Origin of the sequence: Sorangium sp. So ce394 (genome assembly GCF_051474665.1) — a bacterium.
GTDB lineage: Bacteria > Myxococcota_A > Polyangia > Polyangiales > Polyangiaceae > Sorangium > Sorangium cellulosum_D.
This window is the reverse complement of the sequence record NZ_CP150339.1, coordinates 11,629,819-11,646,217: the sequence shown is the minus strand read 5'-3', so window position 1 is coordinate 11,646,217 and position 16,399 is coordinate 11,629,819. Positions and strand designations below refer to the sequence as shown.

The following is a 16,399-nucleotide window of genomic DNA, read 5'->3' as shown; positions in this document are numbered from 1 at the left end:
CGTGCACCACCGGGACGCAGACGTGTCGCTCCGATGGGCTCGGCTACGGCCCGTGTGACGGTGCGGTGGCGCCGGCCGCAGAGATCTGCGCCACGCCGGTGGACGAGAATTGCGACGGCGAGCCTCGGTGCCCCCGCCAGCCGCCGTGGGCGCGAGGATACGGCGGCCCCGGCGACGACAGCGGCGTGTCCATCGTGAGCGACGCGTCGGGCAACTACTACGTCTCCGGCGCCTTCGAGGGGACGGTGGACTTCGGCGCCGGCCCTCTCACCAGCGCAGGGGGATCCGACGTCTTCGTCCTCAAGCTCGACCCCTCCGGCTCGGTGATCTGGAGCAGGCGCTTCGGTGCCGAGTACGACGATGAGAGCGCCACCGTGGCCCTCGACGAGGGCGGAAACATCTTCCTTGTCGGAACCTATAATGATGGTCCAGCCCACGCTTCCGTGCCGGGCCCCGATTTTGGCGGGGGTCCGCTCCTGCCCACCGAACGGGCCGCGCTCTTCGCGGCCAAGCTCGACCCCGAGGGCAATCACATCCGGAGCAGAGGAATTCAGGATCCGGCGAGCGGCCGGAAGATCAAGCGAGCTGCCGTCGATGGCGACGGAAATGGGTACGTGCTTTTTGCGGCCGGTGACGTGTTTCTCTCGAGGTTGATCGCCGGAACCCCCACGTGGACAACTTGGGCTGCGCCGCGCAGCATCGATATCGCGGGAGCAGATCTCGCGATCGATAGCGCAGGAAACGCGGTTGTGGTGTGTGCGATAGACTCGACCAGTCTTCCTCCTCCGTATCACCTCAGCGTCTTCAAGGTTGATCCTGATGGTTTTGAGTTGTGGCAGCGATCGCTCGTGCAAAACTCGCCCGACGAGTCCGCCGAGAAATCGGTCTCCTCGGTGGCGGTCAACGCGGCGGACGAGATCTTCGTGACGGGCTTCACGGACGGAACCCTCGATTTCGGCGGCGGCGTGCTCCCTCGTGGGCCCATGCTCGTGAAGCTGGATCCTGAAGGCCAGCATCTCTTCAGCCGCCCGGTCCGCTCCGGCGGCAAGATCGCCCTGGACCCAGCCGGCGGCATGGTCATCGCCGGGGGGGACCTGGCCGGGCTTGACGCGAGCGGGACGGAGACGTGGTCGATCGACGTCGATGCGATCTTCGAGGACATCGCCGTTGCTCCGAATGGCACGATTGCAGCCACCGGGCGCGTGCTCGCGCCGGTGGACTTCGGGACGGGTCCGATCGCGTACGCGGCGGGCAGCGACATCTTCGTCGCCACGTTCAATCCCGTGGACGACGGCGGCGAGGGCGGCGGGGGGAGCGGGGGCGAGGGCGGCGGAGGGAGCGGCGGCAGCGGCGGCGAGGGCGGCGGCACGCCAGGCACATGCGTGCCGGGCACGGTGCTCACCTGCTACACGGGCCCCGCCGGGACCGTGGGCATCGGGCCGTGCACCACCGGGACGCAGACGTGTCGCCCCGATGGGCTCGGCTATGGCCCGTGTACAGGTGCGGTGGCGCCGGCCGCAGAGATCTGCGCCAGCCCGGTGGACGAGGACTGCGACGGCGATCCCCAGTGCCCCCGCCTCCCGCCGTGGGCGCGGGCATACGGCGGCCCCGGCGAGCAGGGCGCCACGTCCATCGTGAGCGACGCGTGGGGCAACTACTACGTCTCCGGCGTCTTCAACGGGACGGTGGACTTCGGCGCCGGCCCTCTCACCAGCGCAGGAGAACTCGACGTCTTCCTCCTCAAAATCGACCCCTCCGGCTCGCCCATCTGGAGCAGGCGCTTCGGGTCCGAGCACGACGAGTGGGCCCCCAGCCTGGCCGTCGACGGAAGCGGAAACATCTACTTTGCCGGAACCTATGATGGGGAGGGGCCGTTTTTTTATGAAAGCCCAGATTTTGGTGGGGGTCCCATCCCGCCCGCCGATTATTCTGCCAACGCGCTCTTTTTGGTCAAATTCGACCCCGAGGGCAACCACATCTGGAGCAATGGCTTCCCGCGTCCTGCGATCGACTTCGGGGGCGTGATGGAGATGGCCGTCGATGGCGTCGGCAATGTGTTCGTCCTCCACGTGACTGGTGGCTTGGATTCTGTGTCCTACTATGTGGCAAAGGTGAGCGCCGGAGGTGAGGGCGTCCTCTGGGATGAGTCTCTGCCAGGATCCGAGAGTCCAGGATCCTCGAGCGGGTTTGGAGGTATCGCGGTCGACAGCGACGGCAACGTGCTCGTGGCGAGCCCGGACCAGGATTATATCTACTCCCCCGGTGCGGATTTCAACGTCATCAAGCTGTCGACGACAGGTGCTCTGCTCTGGCAACGGCAGTTCCGCTCCGAGGCGCACGTGGACCCCAGGGCGTCGGCCACCTCGGTGGCCGTCAACGCCGCGGGCGAGGTCCTGGTGACGGGCTACACGGACGGCACCGTCGACTTCGGCGGTGGCGCGCCAGGAGCTGGCGACGAGTCGTTCGCCGTGCTGGTCAAGCTGGACGCCGCAGGGGAGGTCATCACCTCCAGCACGATTCCCTACCCCGGGGGTATCATCCTGGATCCTGCTGGTGGAATGTTCCTCACCGGGGGCTTGGCGGTTACCAAGCTCGACGACAGCGGGACCACGCTCTGGTCCGCCTACGTCGACGTCCCCACGGGGTATCGAGGCGGCGGGGCGGACATGACCATCGCTCCGAATGGCACGTTTGCATTCGCCGGTTACATCTACCCGTCGATGGACACCGGCCCGGGCCCCTCCACGGCGCGTTTCGAGACCTTCGTCGCCACGTTGAATCCCTGAGGAGGCTCGCCGCGGCTCCGGGCTCCCGTGACCGCGCCGCGCGTGGCGCCGCCGGACCTCGCCGACCTCTCCCTGCGTCGCGGCCAAGGAGTTTTTTTGCGCCTCGAGGTGTGAGCGGAGGTCGTCGAAAGCGACTCGGAGCGGGTGCCCCCCGGACATGGCGCTGCGGGCGAGGTAGCGCGTCGGCGGGGCGCTGCCGGCAGCCAGTTCCGGCTTTGGCCGCCGCGGAAATGCGGCTAGGCTCGCCGCCATGAGGGATGTCGTTCGGCTGGTGGTCGGCGCCACGGCCGGGGCCGCGGCGGGGGCGCCCCTGGGGCTGCTCCTGGGGGCGCTCTTCGGGGGCAACTTCGCGAGCGGGTTCGAGTTCCAGCGGCTTCGGGGCTACGAGGCGACAGGCCGGCTAGGCTTGCTGCTCGGTGCGGCGATCGGCGCGGCGATCGGCGCAGCCGTGGCCCGGGCACGACGAGCGAACGCGCGACCCTAGGTCGCCGATCAGCGCGAAACGCTCGAGACTGAGCCACAAAGGCACAGAGGGCACAGAGATATTTTGTTGTTCCTCTGTGCCGCTGTGGTTCATCTTCTCGGGGCTTCAACCCGTTCGGGGACCTACTCGGCGGGCTGCCCGTCCAGCAGCCCGCCGAGAGGGGTCACTTGTCCGCGGGATCCGTGCACACGCTCTCGGCGCTGCACTCGTCCAGCGCGGCGATCGCGTCGAAGACGCCCTGGGAGCACGCGACCGCCTTGGCGCGCTCCTCGCAGACGTCGTAGCGGCTATCGTTGATCTGTCCCGAGCCGCACTCGCTTGCGGGCCAGAGCTCGGCCGCGCGGTCCTCGAAGTCGCGCTGGCAGTCCTCTTCCGTTTCATAGGTCTGGTCGTCCCCGGTACCGTAACCAGGGCAGCCCGCCTCGGTGTCGGCGTACCGGTCGCACGCCGCCTCGGCGATCTGGGTGATGCGCGCCTCGCGCGACTCCTCGCCGGGCAGCACGTCGTTCACCGTGTCCGCGGCGTCGTCACAGCCTGCGGCTCCGACCAGGACTATCGTCGTCGCCAAAGAAACCCAGAGACACTTTTGCATCGTTGTTTCCTCTCTCGCAGCTCGCCAGAATGTCGGATGGCGGCCTCACGCGTAGCCCGCTTCGCGGTTATGCGCCGCGGGCTCGCTATCATGTACAACCCGCTCAAGCACCGTCCGTGCCAGTCGCCCTCCGTCGCGTCCGCGGGCGCTCGGAGGCGCTCTGCGCCGAGGATCGCGCGTGTCCGCTGCGGCGCGCGGCCCTGCGCCAGGCGCACGCGTGTGGCAGATTGCGACGCCGCGTGCGCGCTCGCAGCAGGCGGCCGGCACTTGCCGGGGCTTCCTGCATTTTCCGCGCTTGCCAACCTGGCCGCTCGCTGTGCTCGCGCTGCGCTCAGCGCTCGGCCTGATCATCGAGCATATGGCGCTCGCCCGTAGCGCCGAGGCTGCCGTTTCATCGCCGAGCACGCCGTGACGCGCTCGAGCTCGCCAGCGCCGCTGCTGCGGCGGCCACGCTCCGGCCGGCCTGCGCGACGCGTGGGAGCTACCGGCCGTGCATTCGCGCGAACGCGTGAGACCTGGCTGGTGGCAGCGTCGATCTGGCAGTAACGTCGAAGGTCCCTTCTCTCCGCCGGGGTGTCGTGGGAATGAGCATCACGCCGCCCGCCGGGGCGACCGGAGAGGGGCCATTGACAGGAGCGGAGACATGCTGAAGGTGGCGATCATCCTCGGGAGCACGCGGCCGGGCCGGAACGGCGAGGCCGTCGCGAAGTGGGTGCACGGCGTGGCGACGAAGAAGGGCGGCGCCGATTACGAGCTCGTCGATATCAAGGATTTCGATCTACCGCTGCTCGACGAGCCAGCGCCGCCGTCGATGGGACAGTACACAAAGCCGCACACCAAGGCGTGGGCGGCGAAGATCGACGCGTTCGACGCCTTCGTGTTCGTCACGCCGGAGTACAACCACGGCACCTCGGGCGCGCTCAAGAACGCGATCGATTACCTGTACAAGGAGTGGAACAACAAGGCGGCCGGCTTCGTGAGCTACGGCAGCGCGGGGGGCGTCCGCGCCGTCGAGCACCTCCGGCTGGTGATGGCCGAGCTCCAGGTCGCGGACGTGCGCGCGCAGGTCACGCTGTCCCTGTACGACGACTTCGAAAATTTCAGCGTGTTCAAGCCCCGCTCCCGCCACGAGGCGTCCGTCGGAACCCTGCTCGACCAGCTGCTCGCGTGGGCCGGCGCGCTGAAGACCCTCCGCAACAAGTGAGCGACACGCGCTCGCGGAGCGCCAGCCGGCGGGTGAGCCTCCTCGGCGACGAGCGGGCGTGGAGCCGATGTGGCGGAGCCGTGGCGCTCGAGGAATTCTCGTGGAGCCTGCTCGCCTCGGATTGCCCGCGCGCGCTCCACCGTTACGCCGTGCACATGACCGCCGCACGGATCAGCCAGTTTCGTCTCCTGCTCTGCGCCCAGCTCGCGCTGGTCGCCGCTGCCTCCGCGGGCGCCTACCTGGGCCTGCTCCCCACCTCGCACCCCTCGTTCCCGCACGCCGACCTCGTCGGACACGCGCTGGGCTTCGGCCTGCTCGCGGTCTGCGTCGACGGGGCGCTCGGCCAGCGCCCGATCCATCGCGGGGTTTCGTTCCCGCGCCTCGGCCCGGCGCTCGTGCTCGCCGGCGCCGGCCTGGAGGAGCTCGCGCAGGGATTGTCGCCGCGCCGGACCTCGTCCGTCGCCGACTTCGCGGCCGACGCCGCGGGCGTGCTGCTGCTCTCGTGGATGGCACGACGGCTGACGGGCGGCGGGCGCCCGTCGGAGTCGAGGTGAGCGGCGCGCTCTCCGCCCGGGTGGTGCGTCACGCCAGCTCGGCGACCAGCACGCGATGACCCAGGTCGAGCGACTCCACCCGTCGCAGCTCTCCATGCTTGCGGTCCCATTCCCCGGACGCGAGGTCCGCCCTCAAGCGCGCGAGCCCTTCCTCCACGGTAGTCTCCTCCGCGAGCGCGAAATTCGAGATGTTCCGCCGGACCTCGCCGTCCAGGTACATCTCGGGCCGCCCCCAGTACGCGACGAACAAACCGTCGGCGCAATCGCGAGGCAAGGCGAAGGGCAGCGCCTTGACGGACGGGAGCTGCTCTCGGATCGCGTCGGCGATGGCGGAGTACTTGCGTGACGGGTCGAGCGCGGGGAGATACTCCTCGGTCAGCCAGAAAGGTCGACCGCTCCTCGGGTCGCGCATGAAGATGACGATTCGCTTGCGCGCGACCCTGCGGAGCTCGCGCAGGCCTGCCCGCAGGTCGGTCCAGTGATGTAGCGTGTTGACGGCCAGGGCGGCGTCGAAGCTCTGGTCGGGCAGGGGCAGGCTCTCGGCCCTGGCCTGGAGGGCTGGCGCCGAGCCGCGCCGCCGCTGCGCGATCATGGTCGCCGAGGGCTCGACGGCGAGCACCTCTCGATCGGTCGGCTCGTACGCGCCAGTGCCCGCGCCGACGTTGACCACCGAGCGGGCGTCGCCAAGGGCGTCCTTGATCAGCGCCTCGATACGGGGATCCGTCCTTCGCGTGGCGGAATAGCACGTGCCGATGCGATCGTAGAGCGCGCTCATGGCCTTCGGTCCTCTCGCTGGCGTTGTATCACGAACGCTGCGCGGAGGGGGCCAGGCGCCCTCGTGAGCAGAAGGGGAGCAGGAGAGCTACCCGAGCGACACGCCCCCTTCGACGTCCAGCGCGGTCCCGGTGACGAACGACGCGTCCGCGCTCGCCAGGAACACGGCCGCGCTGGCGATCTCGTCGGGGGACGCGACGCGCTTCATGGCATGGAGCTGGGCCGCGAAGGCGCGCTTCTCGTCGGTGTCGTTCCAGAGCCGGAACATGGGTGTGTCGGCGCCGCCCGAGATGAGCACGTTGGCGCGGATGCCCTGCGTCGCGTACTCGGCGGCGACCGTGCGCGTGAGGCCGATGAGGCCGGTCTTCGCCGCGGCGTACCCCGCCGTGCCGGGGAGCGCCTTCGTGCGGCCGACGAAGGTGCCCACGTTGATCACGCTGCCTCCGCCCGACTGCAGCATCGCGGCGACCTCGTGCTTGGTCGACAGGAACGCGCTCACCAGGTAGCTATCGAGCCAGGCGCGGAAGTCGCCGACGTCGAGCTGGTGGGTCGGCGCGCCGTTGAAGGTCCCTCCCGCGGCGTTGAACCCGATATCGAGGCGACCGAACCTTTCCATGGCGAAGCCGACGAGCGCCCGGACGTCATCCTCCTTGGTGACGTCCGCGGCGCGCGCGACCGCCTGCCCGCCTGCCCTGGCAGCGGCCTGCACCGTCGCCTCGAGCTCGGCGGGGCGGCGGCCGGCGACGACGACCTTCGCGCCCTCCCGCGCGAACGCCACTGCGGTCGCCCGCCCGATCCCCGAGCTCGCGCCCGTCACGATGCAAACCTTGCCCTCGAGTCGCATGGTCATGGAATTGCTCCTTTGGCGAGGCGGTCCGCTCACAGGCGCTCCCTCTGGATCGCGCCGCGCGTGACCGCGTCACGAGGGAAGCTAGCGACCGCCGGGGCGGTACGCGCTCCGGATCTTGCCATCGAATCCACGCGCCGCCGTCGCGGCCTGCTCAGTAGGTCTCCGCGCACACGCCGTGGCCGCACGGATAGACCATGAAGGCGCCGGCGGGGGCGCTCCGCCAGGCCGGGAAGGTCGCGAGCGCCGCCCCTGTGTCGATGTCGTAGAGGACGCCGTCGCCGCGCGAGTAGAACAACGTCGCCGAGACCGGCTGGATCCCGTAGTCGTTGTACGAGGACGAAAAGTTGAGGTCGGTGCGGATGGGGATCCTCGGCAGCGGCGGCGCGGTGACGGGATTGCCGAGCTCGTCGTAGATCGTCGAGGCTTGGTACTCCCAGCGGATGCGGTCGCTGTTGAAAACGTAGGTCTGGACGAGCACGCGGGTGTCGTCGATCCAGCCGATCGCGCAGCCGGGCACCGCGTTGACGAGCGCGCCGTCCTCGTAGAGCTGCGTGAACCCGCAGCCCTCCGTGGGGACGGCGTCGGTGACGACGAAGTGGTGACCGTCGGGGGAGACGAGCGGCGCCGGCCGAAGGATCCCGGTGTCCTGGAAGAGCGGCGCGCCGCCCGACCAGTCGCTCACGACGCGCTCCGTCATGCGGCCGTCGATGAGGTAGGTGCGACCGACCGTGCTGCCGTCGAAGGACATCGAGAAGTCTTGAACCACCTCGTCGCGCGAGAGCGAGGCGAGCTCCGCGCCGTCCGGCAGCGAGAAGAGCCGGAGCGATCGGTCCTCCGTATACGAATCGATGTCAGCGCGCGCCGCGAGCAGGCTGCCGTCCGACGAGAGCAGCACCTTCGAGCTGTGGAACGGGGCGATCGCCGAGGGGCGGGCGTCGAGCGCGGCCGTATCATAGATCAACGTCTTCCCCGAAGCCGTCGCGAGGGCCACGTGCCCTGAGGGAGAGCCCGCGACCGCGCTGAGCGCGCCGCAACCGAGCAGCCCCGAGCCCTCCGGATCGGTGAGGGCGCCCTTATGCGCGATCGCGCCGAGCCCATTCGAGACCGCCCAGCGGAGGTCCTGGTCGATGGTGACGCTGCGGTTGTTGGCCAGCGGCAGCGGGTGTTCGCTCAGGCTCACCTCGGCGCCGTCGAGATCGATGATGTCGAGCCTCGGCTCTCCCTGGCGAAGCAAGGCGAGCGCGCGCTCGGTCGGCACGAACGTGTAGCGGTAGTCGGCCCTTTCAGGGTACTCGGCGACGGGGACGGCTCCGCCTCCGACGCGATAGATCACGAGCGGGTCGTCCGGTCTGCCGTCCGCGAGCGACCAGAAATAGTCGCGCGTCCCCGCGAGGTGCTTGATCGACGGCATGTTGACGATGCTCTCCTGGATGGCCGCCTTCGAGTACACGCGCACCGTGGTGCCGGCGGTGGTGAGGAAGCGCTCGCCGTCCTGGAACCAGGCGTGGAATGTGCCCGAGAATGCGGGGGTGACCGTGGGAGGCGAGCCGTCGGCGGGGAGCACCGCGATGCTGTTTTGCAGGGGGGCGATCCCCGGGCCGATGCGCAGCGCGTCCGGCTCCGCGTGGACGTCGCCATAGTGGCTCACCGCCGCGGACCAGCGCTCGACCCCCGCGGTGCTCCAGAGGGTGATCGTCCTGGCGGACAGGTTGCGCGTCCAGGCGTAGCTTCCGTCGGTCGCGAGCCCCGCGTCGTCGTACTCCGCGGTCACGGAGGCCAGGAGGGAGCCGTCGACCGCGCTGCGCAGCTCGAAGGCGTGCTGTGGGTTCGTCTGGACCAGCACGACGTCTCCGCGGAGGGCCACGCCGCCCGGCAGCTCGGACTCCGGTTCTCCGGCCAGCGGGTCGCCGGGGTCGATGCCGCCCGGCGCGCGGCCGCCGGCGATCGCGGCGCCGCTGTCCGTATCCCAGAGGATCCAGCGTTCGTAATCCCAGCTCAGGACGCGGCCTCCGGAGACGAAGAGCCGGGCCAGGCGGCGCTCGTGACCGAGATCGAGAAAGGCCTCCGGAGCGCCGAGCGAAAGAGATGACGTGCCGCACGGCCCGAAGGAGGCGACGCCGCCACCTTCGCCGCCTTCGCCGCCGAGGCCGCCGTTGCCGCCTTCGCCGCCGAGGCCGCCGTCGCCGCCGTCGCCGCCCGAGCCGCCGTCGCCGCCCGAGCCGCCGAGGCCGCCCCCGGCTCCTCCGCCCTCGCCCCCGGAGCCGCCCTGGTTACCACCGCTGCCCTCCGCGCCCGTCGTTGCTCCAGGAGCAGCTCCGCCTCCACCGAGGTTATCGCCCCCCGCGTCGGAGCAGCCGAGGAGCGCCACGAACGATACCGCGACAAGCGTGTTGGCTCTCATGTGCATGGTCTCATGGATGCCCCCGGTTCCCGGGCCATTCATCGCCGAGGCAGCGCCCAGGGACGTGCCCTCGACCCCGGGGCTGCCTCATCGTTCCGGAGCGCGGCGGGGCTCAGAGGCAGGCGTACACCGCGTCGATCAGCGCCGGCCACCGCGGGTCGCCGCCCTCGCCGCTCGCGATCGTCTGGTTCGGGGTGTAGCCGAAGCCGAGCCCCGCGTCGGGATCGGCGAAGCCGAGCGCGCCGCCCGCGCCAGGGTGGCCGAACGTCCGCGGGCCGCGGCCGAAGGGGCGCAGCGCGCTCGGGAGCATGAAGCCGAGCGAGAACCGGCTCTCCGCGAGGAGCACGGCGTCGGGGCCGCGCGACCGCTCCGCGAGCGCGGCCTCGACGCCCTCCGGCGAGAGCACGCGCGCCGCGCCCGCGAGGGCCCCGCCGTTCGCGAGCGCGCCGTACATCCGCGCGAGGGCGCGCGCGTTCGCGTGGCCGTTCAGCGCCGGGATCTCCGCGCGCCTGGCGCGCGCGGTGTTGACCAGGCCCGGCGACACGAGATCGCGCGGCCGGGTGAAGGCCATCGAGGTGAGCGACGCCGGGTCGCGGAAGCTCGCGGCGAACGCGCCGCCCAGGCCCGAAGGGCCCGCGATCGTCGGCGGCACCTCGGCGATCCGCCCGTCGTGCTCGGCGCCGGTGCCGATGTGCAAGTCGAGGTCGAGCGGCCCCGCGACCGCCTCCCGGAGGAACGCGCCCACCCGCTTGCCGCTGGCGCGCCGGATCACCTCGCCCACGAGGAAGCCGAAGGTGACGGCGTGATAGCCGTGCCGGGCGCCCGGCTCCCAGAACGGCGCCTCCGCGGCGAGGGCCGCGGTCATGGCCTCCCAGTCGTAGAGCGCGCCCTCCTTCGGCTCGGCGCGGAACGCGGGCAGGCCGGCGCTGTGGTCGAGCAGCTGGCCCACGAGGACGCGCTCCTTGCCGGCCGCGGCGAACTCCGGCCAGGCGGCGGCGACCGGCGCGTCCACGTCGAGCGCGCGCCGCTCCGCGAGCGCGTGGGCGCACAGCGCGACCGCGCCCTTCGTCGCCGAGAAGACGTTCACGATCGTGTCGCCGCCCCACGGCGCGGTCCTCGCCGCGTCCCTGAAGCCCGCCCAGAGGTCGACCACCACGCGGCCGCGCACGGCGACGCTCACGGCGGCCCCGAGCTCGGGGAACCGCTCGAAATTCGAGGCGAACGCCGCGCGCACGGGCGCGAACGCGGGGTCGCAGGAGCCTTCGATCGCCAGGTGCATCGCTCGTCCCCTCTTCCTTTCCTCGGAGCCGCACGGACCGGACGCGCGCGGACGATCCCGCCCGGCGCTCGATCCCGAACACCGACCCCGGAGATGCGCAACTTGAATTGCGCAACCGTGGTTGATGAATAGGGCCGCCGCCCGAGACCGTCAACTCCATTTGCGCAACCTTGGTTGCGGGGTACAGGCTCCCGCCGTGAAGCCCGCGCCGCCGGACGAGGACCTCGTGCTGCTCTTCGCCGCCGTCGCGGCCGCGACAAGCGACGAGGTGATGCGCCGCGTGGAGAGGGCCGGCCACGGCGATCTCCGGCCGAGCCACGGGTACGTGTTCCAGCACCTCATCCCGGGCCCGGTGAAGGTGAGGGAGCTCGCGGAGAGGCTCGGCATCACCGCGCAGGGGGCGTCCAAGGCGGTGGCGGAGCTGGAGGAGCTCGGCTACGTGCGCCGGCGCGTCGCCGAGGACGATCAGCGCAACCGGCTCGTCGAGCTCACCGACCGCGGGTGGGCCGCGGTCGAGGCGGGGCGCGCCGCGCGGGCCGCGGTGAACCGGCGGCTCCGGGGGCTGCTCGGCGAGGAGCAGGCCGCCGCGCTGCGCGCGTCGCTCCAGCGCATCGCGGAGCGCACCGGGGGCCTCGCGCTCCTGTCCTCGCGGCGGCTCCGCCAGCCGTAGGCTGCGCGCGCTATCCTCTCCGGATGCCTTCCTACCACCTCGCTCAGGTCAACATCGCCTTGCCGCTCGAGCCGCTCGACTCGGCGCGGCTGGCCGACTTCGTGTCGGCGCTCGCCCCGGTCAACGCGCTGGCCGACGCCGCGCCAGGGTTCGTGTGGCGGCTGCAGGGCTACGGCGGCGACGCCACCGCGGTGCGGGCGTTCGGCGACGACCGGATCCTCGTGAACATGTCGGTGTGGGAATCGGCGGAGGCGCTGTCCGACTTCGTCTTCCGCAATCCCGAGCACGCCGCCGTGCTGCGCCGTCGCCGGGAATGGTTCGTCCCGATGAAGGAGGCGATCGCGGTGCTGTGGTGGATCCCGGCCGGGCACATCCCGACCGTCGCCGAGGCCGAGGAGCGGCTCGACCACCTGCGCCGGCACGGCCCGACGCCCCACGCGTTCACCTTCCGCCGCCCGTTCCCCGCGCCGGACGCGGCCGTCCCCGCGCCCGCGGACGACTCGCCGCGCTGCCCGGCCGGCTGAGCCGCCGGCGCCGGGCGACGACGCCGGCGCCGCCGCGCCACGGGGGCTCACGCCGGCTCACCGCGGACGTGCCCGCGCGCGTCGCGCGCTGTTCAGGAACTGGAGCTGCTCTTCGAGCGCGTCCCACACGGCGGCGATGCGCGGCACGTGGCGCAGGCTGCGCGGCGTGACGAGCCAGAGCTCGAGCACGGGACCTGCGGGGAGACCGAGATCGAGCTCCACCAGGCCGTCGTCCAGGTCGAGCACGCTGCGCGGCAAGACGGCGGCGCCGAGGCCCGCGCGCACGGCCTCGAGCTGAGCGATGTAGCTGCTCACGACGACCTTGGGGGCCTTCCGCACGTGCCGCTTCTGGTAGTCCTCCTCGACCGCGGGGATGCGGCCCAGGTCGACGCCGATCCAGTCGAGCTCGTCGCGGCTCTTCTTCGCGTGCTTGCGGTGGGCGACAGGCACCGTGGGCAACGTGACGATGCGCGCGGCCACAAGATCGCCGCTCCTCGGTCGGAAGAAGCGCACCGCGATCTCGGCCTCGCGATGGCCCAGATCCGCCGCCTCGTAGCTGGTCAGCAGGTGGAGCGACACGCGCGGGTGCCGCTCGGCGAGCACCGGGAGCACGCGCGGAATGACGCCGTGCACCGCGATCGACTCGGTGAGCGCCAGGCGAACCAGGCCCTCGACCTCCCTCTCGTGGCCATTGGCCTCGCGCACGAGCCGGTCGGCGCCGGCCTCCATCGACTCGACGTGGCGGCGGAGCTGCTCGCCGAGCGGGGTGAGCATGGAGCCTCCCGGGAGCCGATCGAACACGGCCGCCCGGAGCGTTCGCTCGAAGGTCGCCATGCGCCGGCTCACCGTCGATTGCTCGATCCCGCGCTTGCGGGCGGCGGCCGAGAAGCTGCCCGCGCGCGCCACCTCGAGGAAGAGGCGCAGATCGTCCCAATCCACGTCGGCGGGCGGACTGCCAGCCGGCGCGGAAGCGCGAGAGCGTGCCATGCATCCACGCATGGCACGCCTGCCCAGGTCCGTCTACCCAGCGGCTGCTGCATGTCCAAGATCGACGCATGCACCTCATCATCCACGGTCACCCAGCGCCCGACAGCTTGAGCGACGCGCTCGCCCAGGCCTACGCCAGCGGCCTCCAGAGGGGCGGCGCCAGCGTCGAGCACCTGGCCCTACGCTCGCTCGCCTTCGATCCGCACTTGCGCGCCGGCTTCAGCGGTCGACAAGACCTCGAGCCCGATCTCCTCGAGGCCCGGACCGCCATCGAGCGCTCGAGCCACGTGGCCTGGTTCTTTCCCACGTGGTGGGCGGGCCCGCCCGCGCTCGTCAAGGGCTTCGTCGATCGCACCTTCTTGCCTGGCTGGTCGTTCGCCTATCGAAAGCGCAGCCCGCTGCCCGAGGGGCTGCTCGCCGGTCGCAGCGCGCGCGTCGTGACCACGATGGACAGCCCGAGCTGGTGGTACCGCTTCTGGCACCGGCGCTCGGTCCATGCCTCGTTCGTCAACGCGACGTTGCGCTTCGTGGGCTTCGGGCCCGTCCGCGAGACCACCTTGTTCAACCAGAACACCCGGAACCCCGAGCAACGCGCGGCCTGGCTCCGGGACATGGAGCGCATCGGCGAACGGGACGCGCGGCGGTTCAGCGCCGGGCGATGACGCCGGCGCCGCCCGCGCCGCGGGGGCTCACGCGACGCGCCCCGGCGCGATCCGGAGCAGGTCGAACTCGGCGGCGAAGCCCTCGCCCACCGGGCTGCAGGCGTAGAGGCCGCACTCGACCTCGCGCGCGCCGTCGTCCTCGTGCAGGTGGGCCATGCGGATCTGCGTCCAGGCCCCGCCGTCGTCCGAGCTCTCGACGAGGTAATCCGACCCTTCCCGCCGCACGCGCAGCCAGACCTCGCGGCGATCCGAGGGGAACGGCTGGGTCGACCAGTCGCTGTAGCCCGCGTTCGTCACCACGGCGCCGAGGCGGCTCGGGCCGTCCGGCTCGAACTCCACCGACGTCTTCAGCCAGCACGACTCCGCGATCCGCACCATGAGCCCCGCCTGATCGTACTGGTGCGCCGGCCGGAACCGCACATGGCACGTCATCACGAAGTCGCCGCCGGCGCGGGTGAAGAGGAAAGGCCCGTTGTCGGTGCGGAAGCCGTAGTGCGTCCGCTGCCAGTAGTCCGTCTTCGCGCCGGGCTCGACCACGAGCGCGCCCCGCTCCGGCTCCACCACCCAGCGCGAGGGCGGGTTGCGCCACGTGAGCCGCGGGTCGATTTCGATCCTGGTAAAGCCCTCTTCCAGAAGCTGCCCTGTCATGACGCCGGCCTCCACACGTCGCGCCCCGTGAGATCCGCCCCTGCGCGGGCGCGGGCCGGGAGCCTACCACGGAGCGCGCCGCCGCCGGGCGCGCTCCTGCGCGGCCCGGCGCCGCCGCTCACGCCGAGGGCGCGCGCGGGCCGAGCACCGCGTCGTGGAGCTCGTCGAGATCGAAGGGCTTGGCGAGGAACCGCGCGAGCCCGAGCTTCGCGGAGAGCTCCGCGACGTCCACCGCCGCGCTCACGAGCACCACGCGCACCACGGGGTCGATCCGCTCGCGGATCGCCTTGGCGCACTGGCAAGGAGGGAGCCCGGGCATGAAGTAGTCGCACAGCACCGCCCGCAGCCGGTCGCGCTCGCGCTCGAGCAGCGGGAGCGCCTGAGCACAGTCGGCGACCTGGAGGCAGTGGAGCCCCCACTCGCCGAGGCTGAGGGCGACGAGCTCCCGGAAATCGGGGTCGTCGTCGATGACCAGCACGCGGTTTCGCAGCATGTTCCCTCGGCTCGCTAACGTCGGAGTTCCAGTGAAAAGACCATGAGATCCCCGGGCCTCCGCTCGATCCGGAAGCTCGCGCCGTGCAGCCGGGCGATCCCCTGGACGAGGTGGAGGCCGATGCCCGTGCTGCGCGGCTCGTCGCGCCGCCCCTCGAACGTGACGATGGCGAAGGGCTCCAGCAGCTTCTCGAGGTCCTCCGGGAGATCCTTCCCGCCCCGGACCTCGATCGTGATGAGCACGCGCGAGGCCGAGGCGGCGTCGATCGTGACCAGCACCGGATCGCGCTCCATCGCGACCGCCACGGCCTGGACGAGCAGGCTCCAGAGGGCCTCCTCGAGGAGCTCGGGATCGCCCAGGAGGTGCGCGTCCCCGCGGGGCACCAGGCGGATGACGTGATCCTTGGCCACGAGCTCGAACTCTCCGATCACGCGGCGCGCGAGGTCCTCGACGTCGATCGCTCGGGGCTTGAAGGGGAGCTCGCCCCCGGACATGCGCGCCGACCACAGGAGATCCTGGACGAGGCGGGCGAGGCGCGTCGCCTGGCGATCGATGATCGCGAGGGCGCGCTCGCGGACGGCCGCGTCGTTCCGCTGGGCCAGCGCGACCTGCGAGAACCCCTTCATGATGGTGAGCGGCGTCTTCAGCTCGTGCGCGGCGACGGCGAGGAACCGGTCGCGCTCCTTGTCGCGCTCGGCGATGGTCTTGAAGCTCGTGTTCAGCGTGTGCGCGAGCACGGCGAGCTCGTCGTCGCCCAGGCTCCCGAGCGGCTCGTAGACGCCGAGCTCGCGAAAGCGCTGGACGGCGGACACCATCCCGCGGATGCGCGGAACGATCGCGCGGCGCACGGCGAGGCCGAAGAGCGATGCCGCCGTGACCCCCCCGAGGCCGACGGCCAGGAAGACGAGGAAGATGATCTGCCGGTTGTGCTCGTAGGCGACGTAAGCGACTTCCATGTAGCGCAGGTTGATCTTGTTCAGCCGGACGAGCGCGGCGCTGAGGTCCTCCACGTCGGTGCGGTGCACAGAGGGTGCGGCCGGCGCCGGGCCGACGAGCCCGGTCGTGCGCTCGAGGCTCGCCACGACGGAGGCGACGATGTTCGCCGCGTCGCGCTCCTCCTCCAGCAGCTTGAGCTTCCCGGCCCGCTCGAGCGCGACGCGGAGGTGGATGGCCTCCGGCAGGGTCGACGTCGCCGTCAGCCAGTCGCGCTGGTACCGATCGATGAAGAACCGGAGCTCCATGATCGGCCGCCGGGCCTGCTCCGGGACGTTCGCCGAGGGCCGAGCGAGCAGGGCGAAGAGCGCGTTCGACGACTCGATGCCGCTGTTGATGACGACGAACGGCTCGAAGATGTAGTGACGCAGGTAGGCGGTCTCGGCAGAGAGCCGCCTGAACGCGACGATGGATACGACGATGCCCAGGGCTGCGAGGAGCAGCTCGCTCAGCACGAGCAGAGAGAGGCGCCTGCCGATGGACATTCCCATCGGATAC

The 16,399-nt window shown here is 71.1% G+C and carries 17 protein-coding genes; 8 read left to right on the top strand and 9 right to left on the bottom strand.

The genetic code is table 11. The annotated features are described in order from the left end of the window. Window positions 1-185: 185 nt before the first annotated feature. Window positions 186-2,786: an outer membrane protein assembly factor BamB family protein gene (locus WMF33_RS43100; protein WP_437334037.1), complete on the top strand. Its 2,601-nt coding sequence runs from the start codon at window positions 186-188 to the stop codon at window positions 2,784-2,786. Between the two features lie 250 nt (window positions 2,787-3,036). Then, window positions 3,037-3,270 carry a hypothetical protein gene (locus WMF33_RS43095; RefSeq protein WP_437334036.1) on the top strand — a complete coding sequence of 78 codons (234 nt, stop codon included), beginning with the start codon at window positions 3,037-3,039 and terminating at the stop codon, window positions 3,268-3,270. A 163-nt stretch (window positions 3,271-3,433) separates the two neighbouring features. Here WMF33_RS43095 and WMF33_RS43090 read toward each other — a convergent pair whose 3' ends face one another. After that, entirely contained in the window at window positions 3,434-3,862 is a 429-nt protein-coding gene (locus WMF33_RS43090; RefSeq protein WP_129579747.1) for a DUF6184 family natural product biosynthesis lipoprotein, read from the bottom strand. 217 nt (window positions 3,863-4,079) lie between these two features. Here WMF33_RS43090 and WMF33_RS43085 point away from each other — a divergent pair, with 217 nt between their 5' ends. The 3 genes from WMF33_RS43085 to WMF33_RS43075 all read left to right on the top strand — a co-directional run bounded on the left by WMF33_RS43085 (window position 4,080) and on the right by WMF33_RS43075 (window position 5,620). Then, window positions 4,080-4,274, top strand: a complete 195-nt coding sequence (locus WMF33_RS43085; RefSeq protein WP_437334035.1) for a hypothetical protein — start codon at window positions 4,080-4,082, stop codon at window positions 4,272-4,274. Between the two features lie 231 nt (window positions 4,275-4,505). Then, a complete protein-coding gene (locus tag WMF33_RS43080) occupies window positions 4,506-5,066 on the top strand; it encodes an NADPH-dependent FMN reductase (protein ID WP_129579746.1) in 561 nt (186 codons plus the stop codon). 80 nt (window positions 5,067-5,146) lie between these two features. Beyond that, window positions 5,147-5,620, top strand: coding sequence for a hypothetical protein (locus WMF33_RS43075; protein ID WP_437334034.1), 474 nt, complete (start codon window positions 5,147-5,149; stop codon window positions 5,618-5,620). Between the two features lie 28 nt (window positions 5,621-5,648). On the opposite strand, the gene WMF33_RS43070 is transcribed toward WMF33_RS43075, so the two are convergent. The 4 genes from WMF33_RS43070 to WMF33_RS43055 all read right to left on the bottom strand — a co-directional run bounded on the left by WMF33_RS43070 (window position 5,649) and on the right by WMF33_RS43055 (window position 10,924). Then, the gene (locus WMF33_RS43070) at window positions 5,649-6,395 is read right to left on the bottom strand and encodes a class I SAM-dependent methyltransferase (protein ID WP_437334033.1); all 747 of its coding nucleotides are present in this window, start codon (window positions 6,393-6,395) and stop codon (window positions 5,649-5,651) included. Window positions 6,396-6,482: 87 nt separating this feature from the next. Beyond that, window positions 6,483-7,244 (bottom strand): SDR family oxidoreductase, encoded by a 762-nt coding sequence (locus tag WMF33_RS43065; protein ID WP_437334032.1) that lies wholly within the window; start codon window positions 7,242-7,244, stop codon window positions 6,483-6,485. Between the two features lie 151 nt (window positions 7,245-7,395). Beyond that, complete coding sequence (locus tag WMF33_RS43060; RefSeq protein ID WP_437334031.1) at window positions 7,396-9,645, bottom strand: hypothetical protein; 2,250 nt, start codon at window positions 9,643-9,645, stop codon at window positions 7,396-7,398. A 112-nt stretch (window positions 9,646-9,757) separates the two neighbouring features. Further along, a complete protein-coding gene (locus WMF33_RS43055) occupies window positions 9,758-10,924 on the bottom strand; it encodes a serine hydrolase domain-containing protein (protein ID WP_437334030.1) in 1,167 nt (388 codons plus the stop codon). A 196-nt stretch (window positions 10,925-11,120) separates the two neighbouring features. Here WMF33_RS43055 and WMF33_RS43050 point away from each other — a divergent pair, with 196 nt between their 5' ends. Beyond that, window positions 11,121-11,594: a MarR family winged helix-turn-helix transcriptional regulator gene (locus WMF33_RS43050; protein ID WP_437334029.1), complete on the top strand. Its 474-nt coding sequence runs from the start codon at window positions 11,121-11,123 to the stop codon at window positions 11,592-11,594. Window positions 11,595-11,617: 23 nt separating this feature from the next. Further along, on the top strand, window positions 11,618-12,118 hold the full coding sequence (locus WMF33_RS43045) for a DUF3291 domain-containing protein (RefSeq protein WP_437334028.1): 501 nt from the start codon (window positions 11,618-11,620) through the stop codon (window positions 12,116-12,118). A 57-nt stretch (window positions 12,119-12,175) separates the two neighbouring features. Here WMF33_RS43045 and WMF33_RS43040 read toward each other — a convergent pair whose 3' ends face one another. After that, window positions 12,176-13,057 (bottom strand): LysR family transcriptional regulator, encoded by an 882-nt coding sequence (locus WMF33_RS43040; RefSeq protein ID WP_437334027.1) that lies wholly within the window; start codon window positions 13,055-13,057, stop codon window positions 12,176-12,178. A gap of 116 nt (window positions 13,058-13,173) precedes the next feature. Here WMF33_RS43040 and WMF33_RS43035 point away from each other — a divergent pair, with 116 nt between their 5' ends. Further along, window positions 13,174-13,767 (top strand): NAD(P)H-dependent oxidoreductase, encoded by a 594-nt coding sequence (locus WMF33_RS43035; RefSeq protein WP_437334026.1) that lies wholly within the window; start codon window positions 13,174-13,176, stop codon window positions 13,765-13,767. 27 nt (window positions 13,768-13,794) lie between these two features. Here the strand turns inward: WMF33_RS43035 and WMF33_RS43030 are convergent, their stop codons facing one another. The 3 genes from WMF33_RS43030 to WMF33_RS43020 form a co-directional block, all read right to left on the bottom strand. Next, window positions 13,795-14,415 (bottom strand): DUF1349 domain-containing protein, encoded by a 621-nt coding sequence (locus WMF33_RS43030; protein ID WP_437334025.1) that lies wholly within the window; start codon window positions 14,413-14,415, stop codon window positions 13,795-13,797. Window positions 14,416-14,533: 118 nt separating this feature from the next. Beyond that, window positions 14,534-14,908, bottom strand: coding sequence for a response regulator (locus WMF33_RS43025; protein ID WP_437334024.1), 375 nt, complete (start codon window positions 14,906-14,908; stop codon window positions 14,534-14,536). A gap of 14 nt (window positions 14,909-14,922) precedes the next feature. Further along, window positions 14,923-16,392: a sensor histidine kinase gene (locus WMF33_RS43020; RefSeq protein ID WP_437334023.1), complete on the bottom strand. Its 1,470-nt coding sequence runs from the start codon at window positions 16,390-16,392 to the stop codon at window positions 14,923-14,925. Between the last annotated feature and the right edge of the window lie 7 nt (window positions 16,393-16,399).

Coding starts and splice junctions, on each gene's coding strand:
- WMF33_RS43025 (WP_437334024.1), bottom strand. CDS start 14,908: ATGCTGCGAAACCGCGTGCTGGTCATCGACGACGACCCCGATTTCCGG.
- WMF33_RS43070 (WP_437334033.1), bottom strand. CDS start 6,395: ATGAGCGCGCTCTACGATCGCATCGGCACGTGCTATTCCGCCACGCGA.
- WMF33_RS43090 (WP_129579747.1), bottom strand. CDS start 3,862: ATGCAAAAGTGTCTCTGGGTTTCTTTGGCGACGACGATAGTCCTGGTC.
- WMF33_RS43020 (WP_437334023.1), bottom strand. CDS start 16,392: ATGGGAATGTCCATCGGCAGGCGCCTCTCTCTGCTCGTGCTGAGCGAG.
- WMF33_RS43095 (WP_437334036.1), top strand. CDS start 3,037: ATGAGGGATGTCGTTCGGCTGGTGGTCGGCGCCACGGCCGGGGCCGCG.
- WMF33_RS43035 (WP_437334026.1), top strand. CDS start 13,174: ATGCACCTCATCATCCACGGTCACCCAGCGCCCGACAGCTTGAGCGAC.
- WMF33_RS43045 (WP_437334028.1), top strand. CDS start 11,618: ATGCCTTCCTACCACCTCGCTCAGGTCAACATCGCCTTGCCGCTCGAG.
- WMF33_RS43055 (WP_437334030.1), bottom strand. CDS start 10,924: ATGCACCTGGCGATCGAAGGCTCCTGCGACCCCGCGTTCGCGCCCGTG.
- WMF33_RS43080 (WP_129579746.1), top strand. CDS start 4,506: ATGCTGAAGGTGGCGATCATCCTCGGGAGCACGCGGCCGGGCCGGAAC.
- WMF33_RS43030 (WP_437334025.1), bottom strand. CDS start 14,415: ATGACAGGGCAGCTTCTGGAAGAGGGCTTTACCAGGATCGAAATCGAC.
- WMF33_RS43065 (WP_437334032.1), bottom strand. CDS start 7,244: ATGACCATGCGACTCGAGGGCAAGGTTTGCATCGTGACGGGCGCGAGC.
- WMF33_RS43060 (WP_437334031.1), bottom strand. CDS start 9,645: ATGAGAGCCAACACGCTTGTCGCGGTATCGTTCGTGGCGCTCCTCGGC.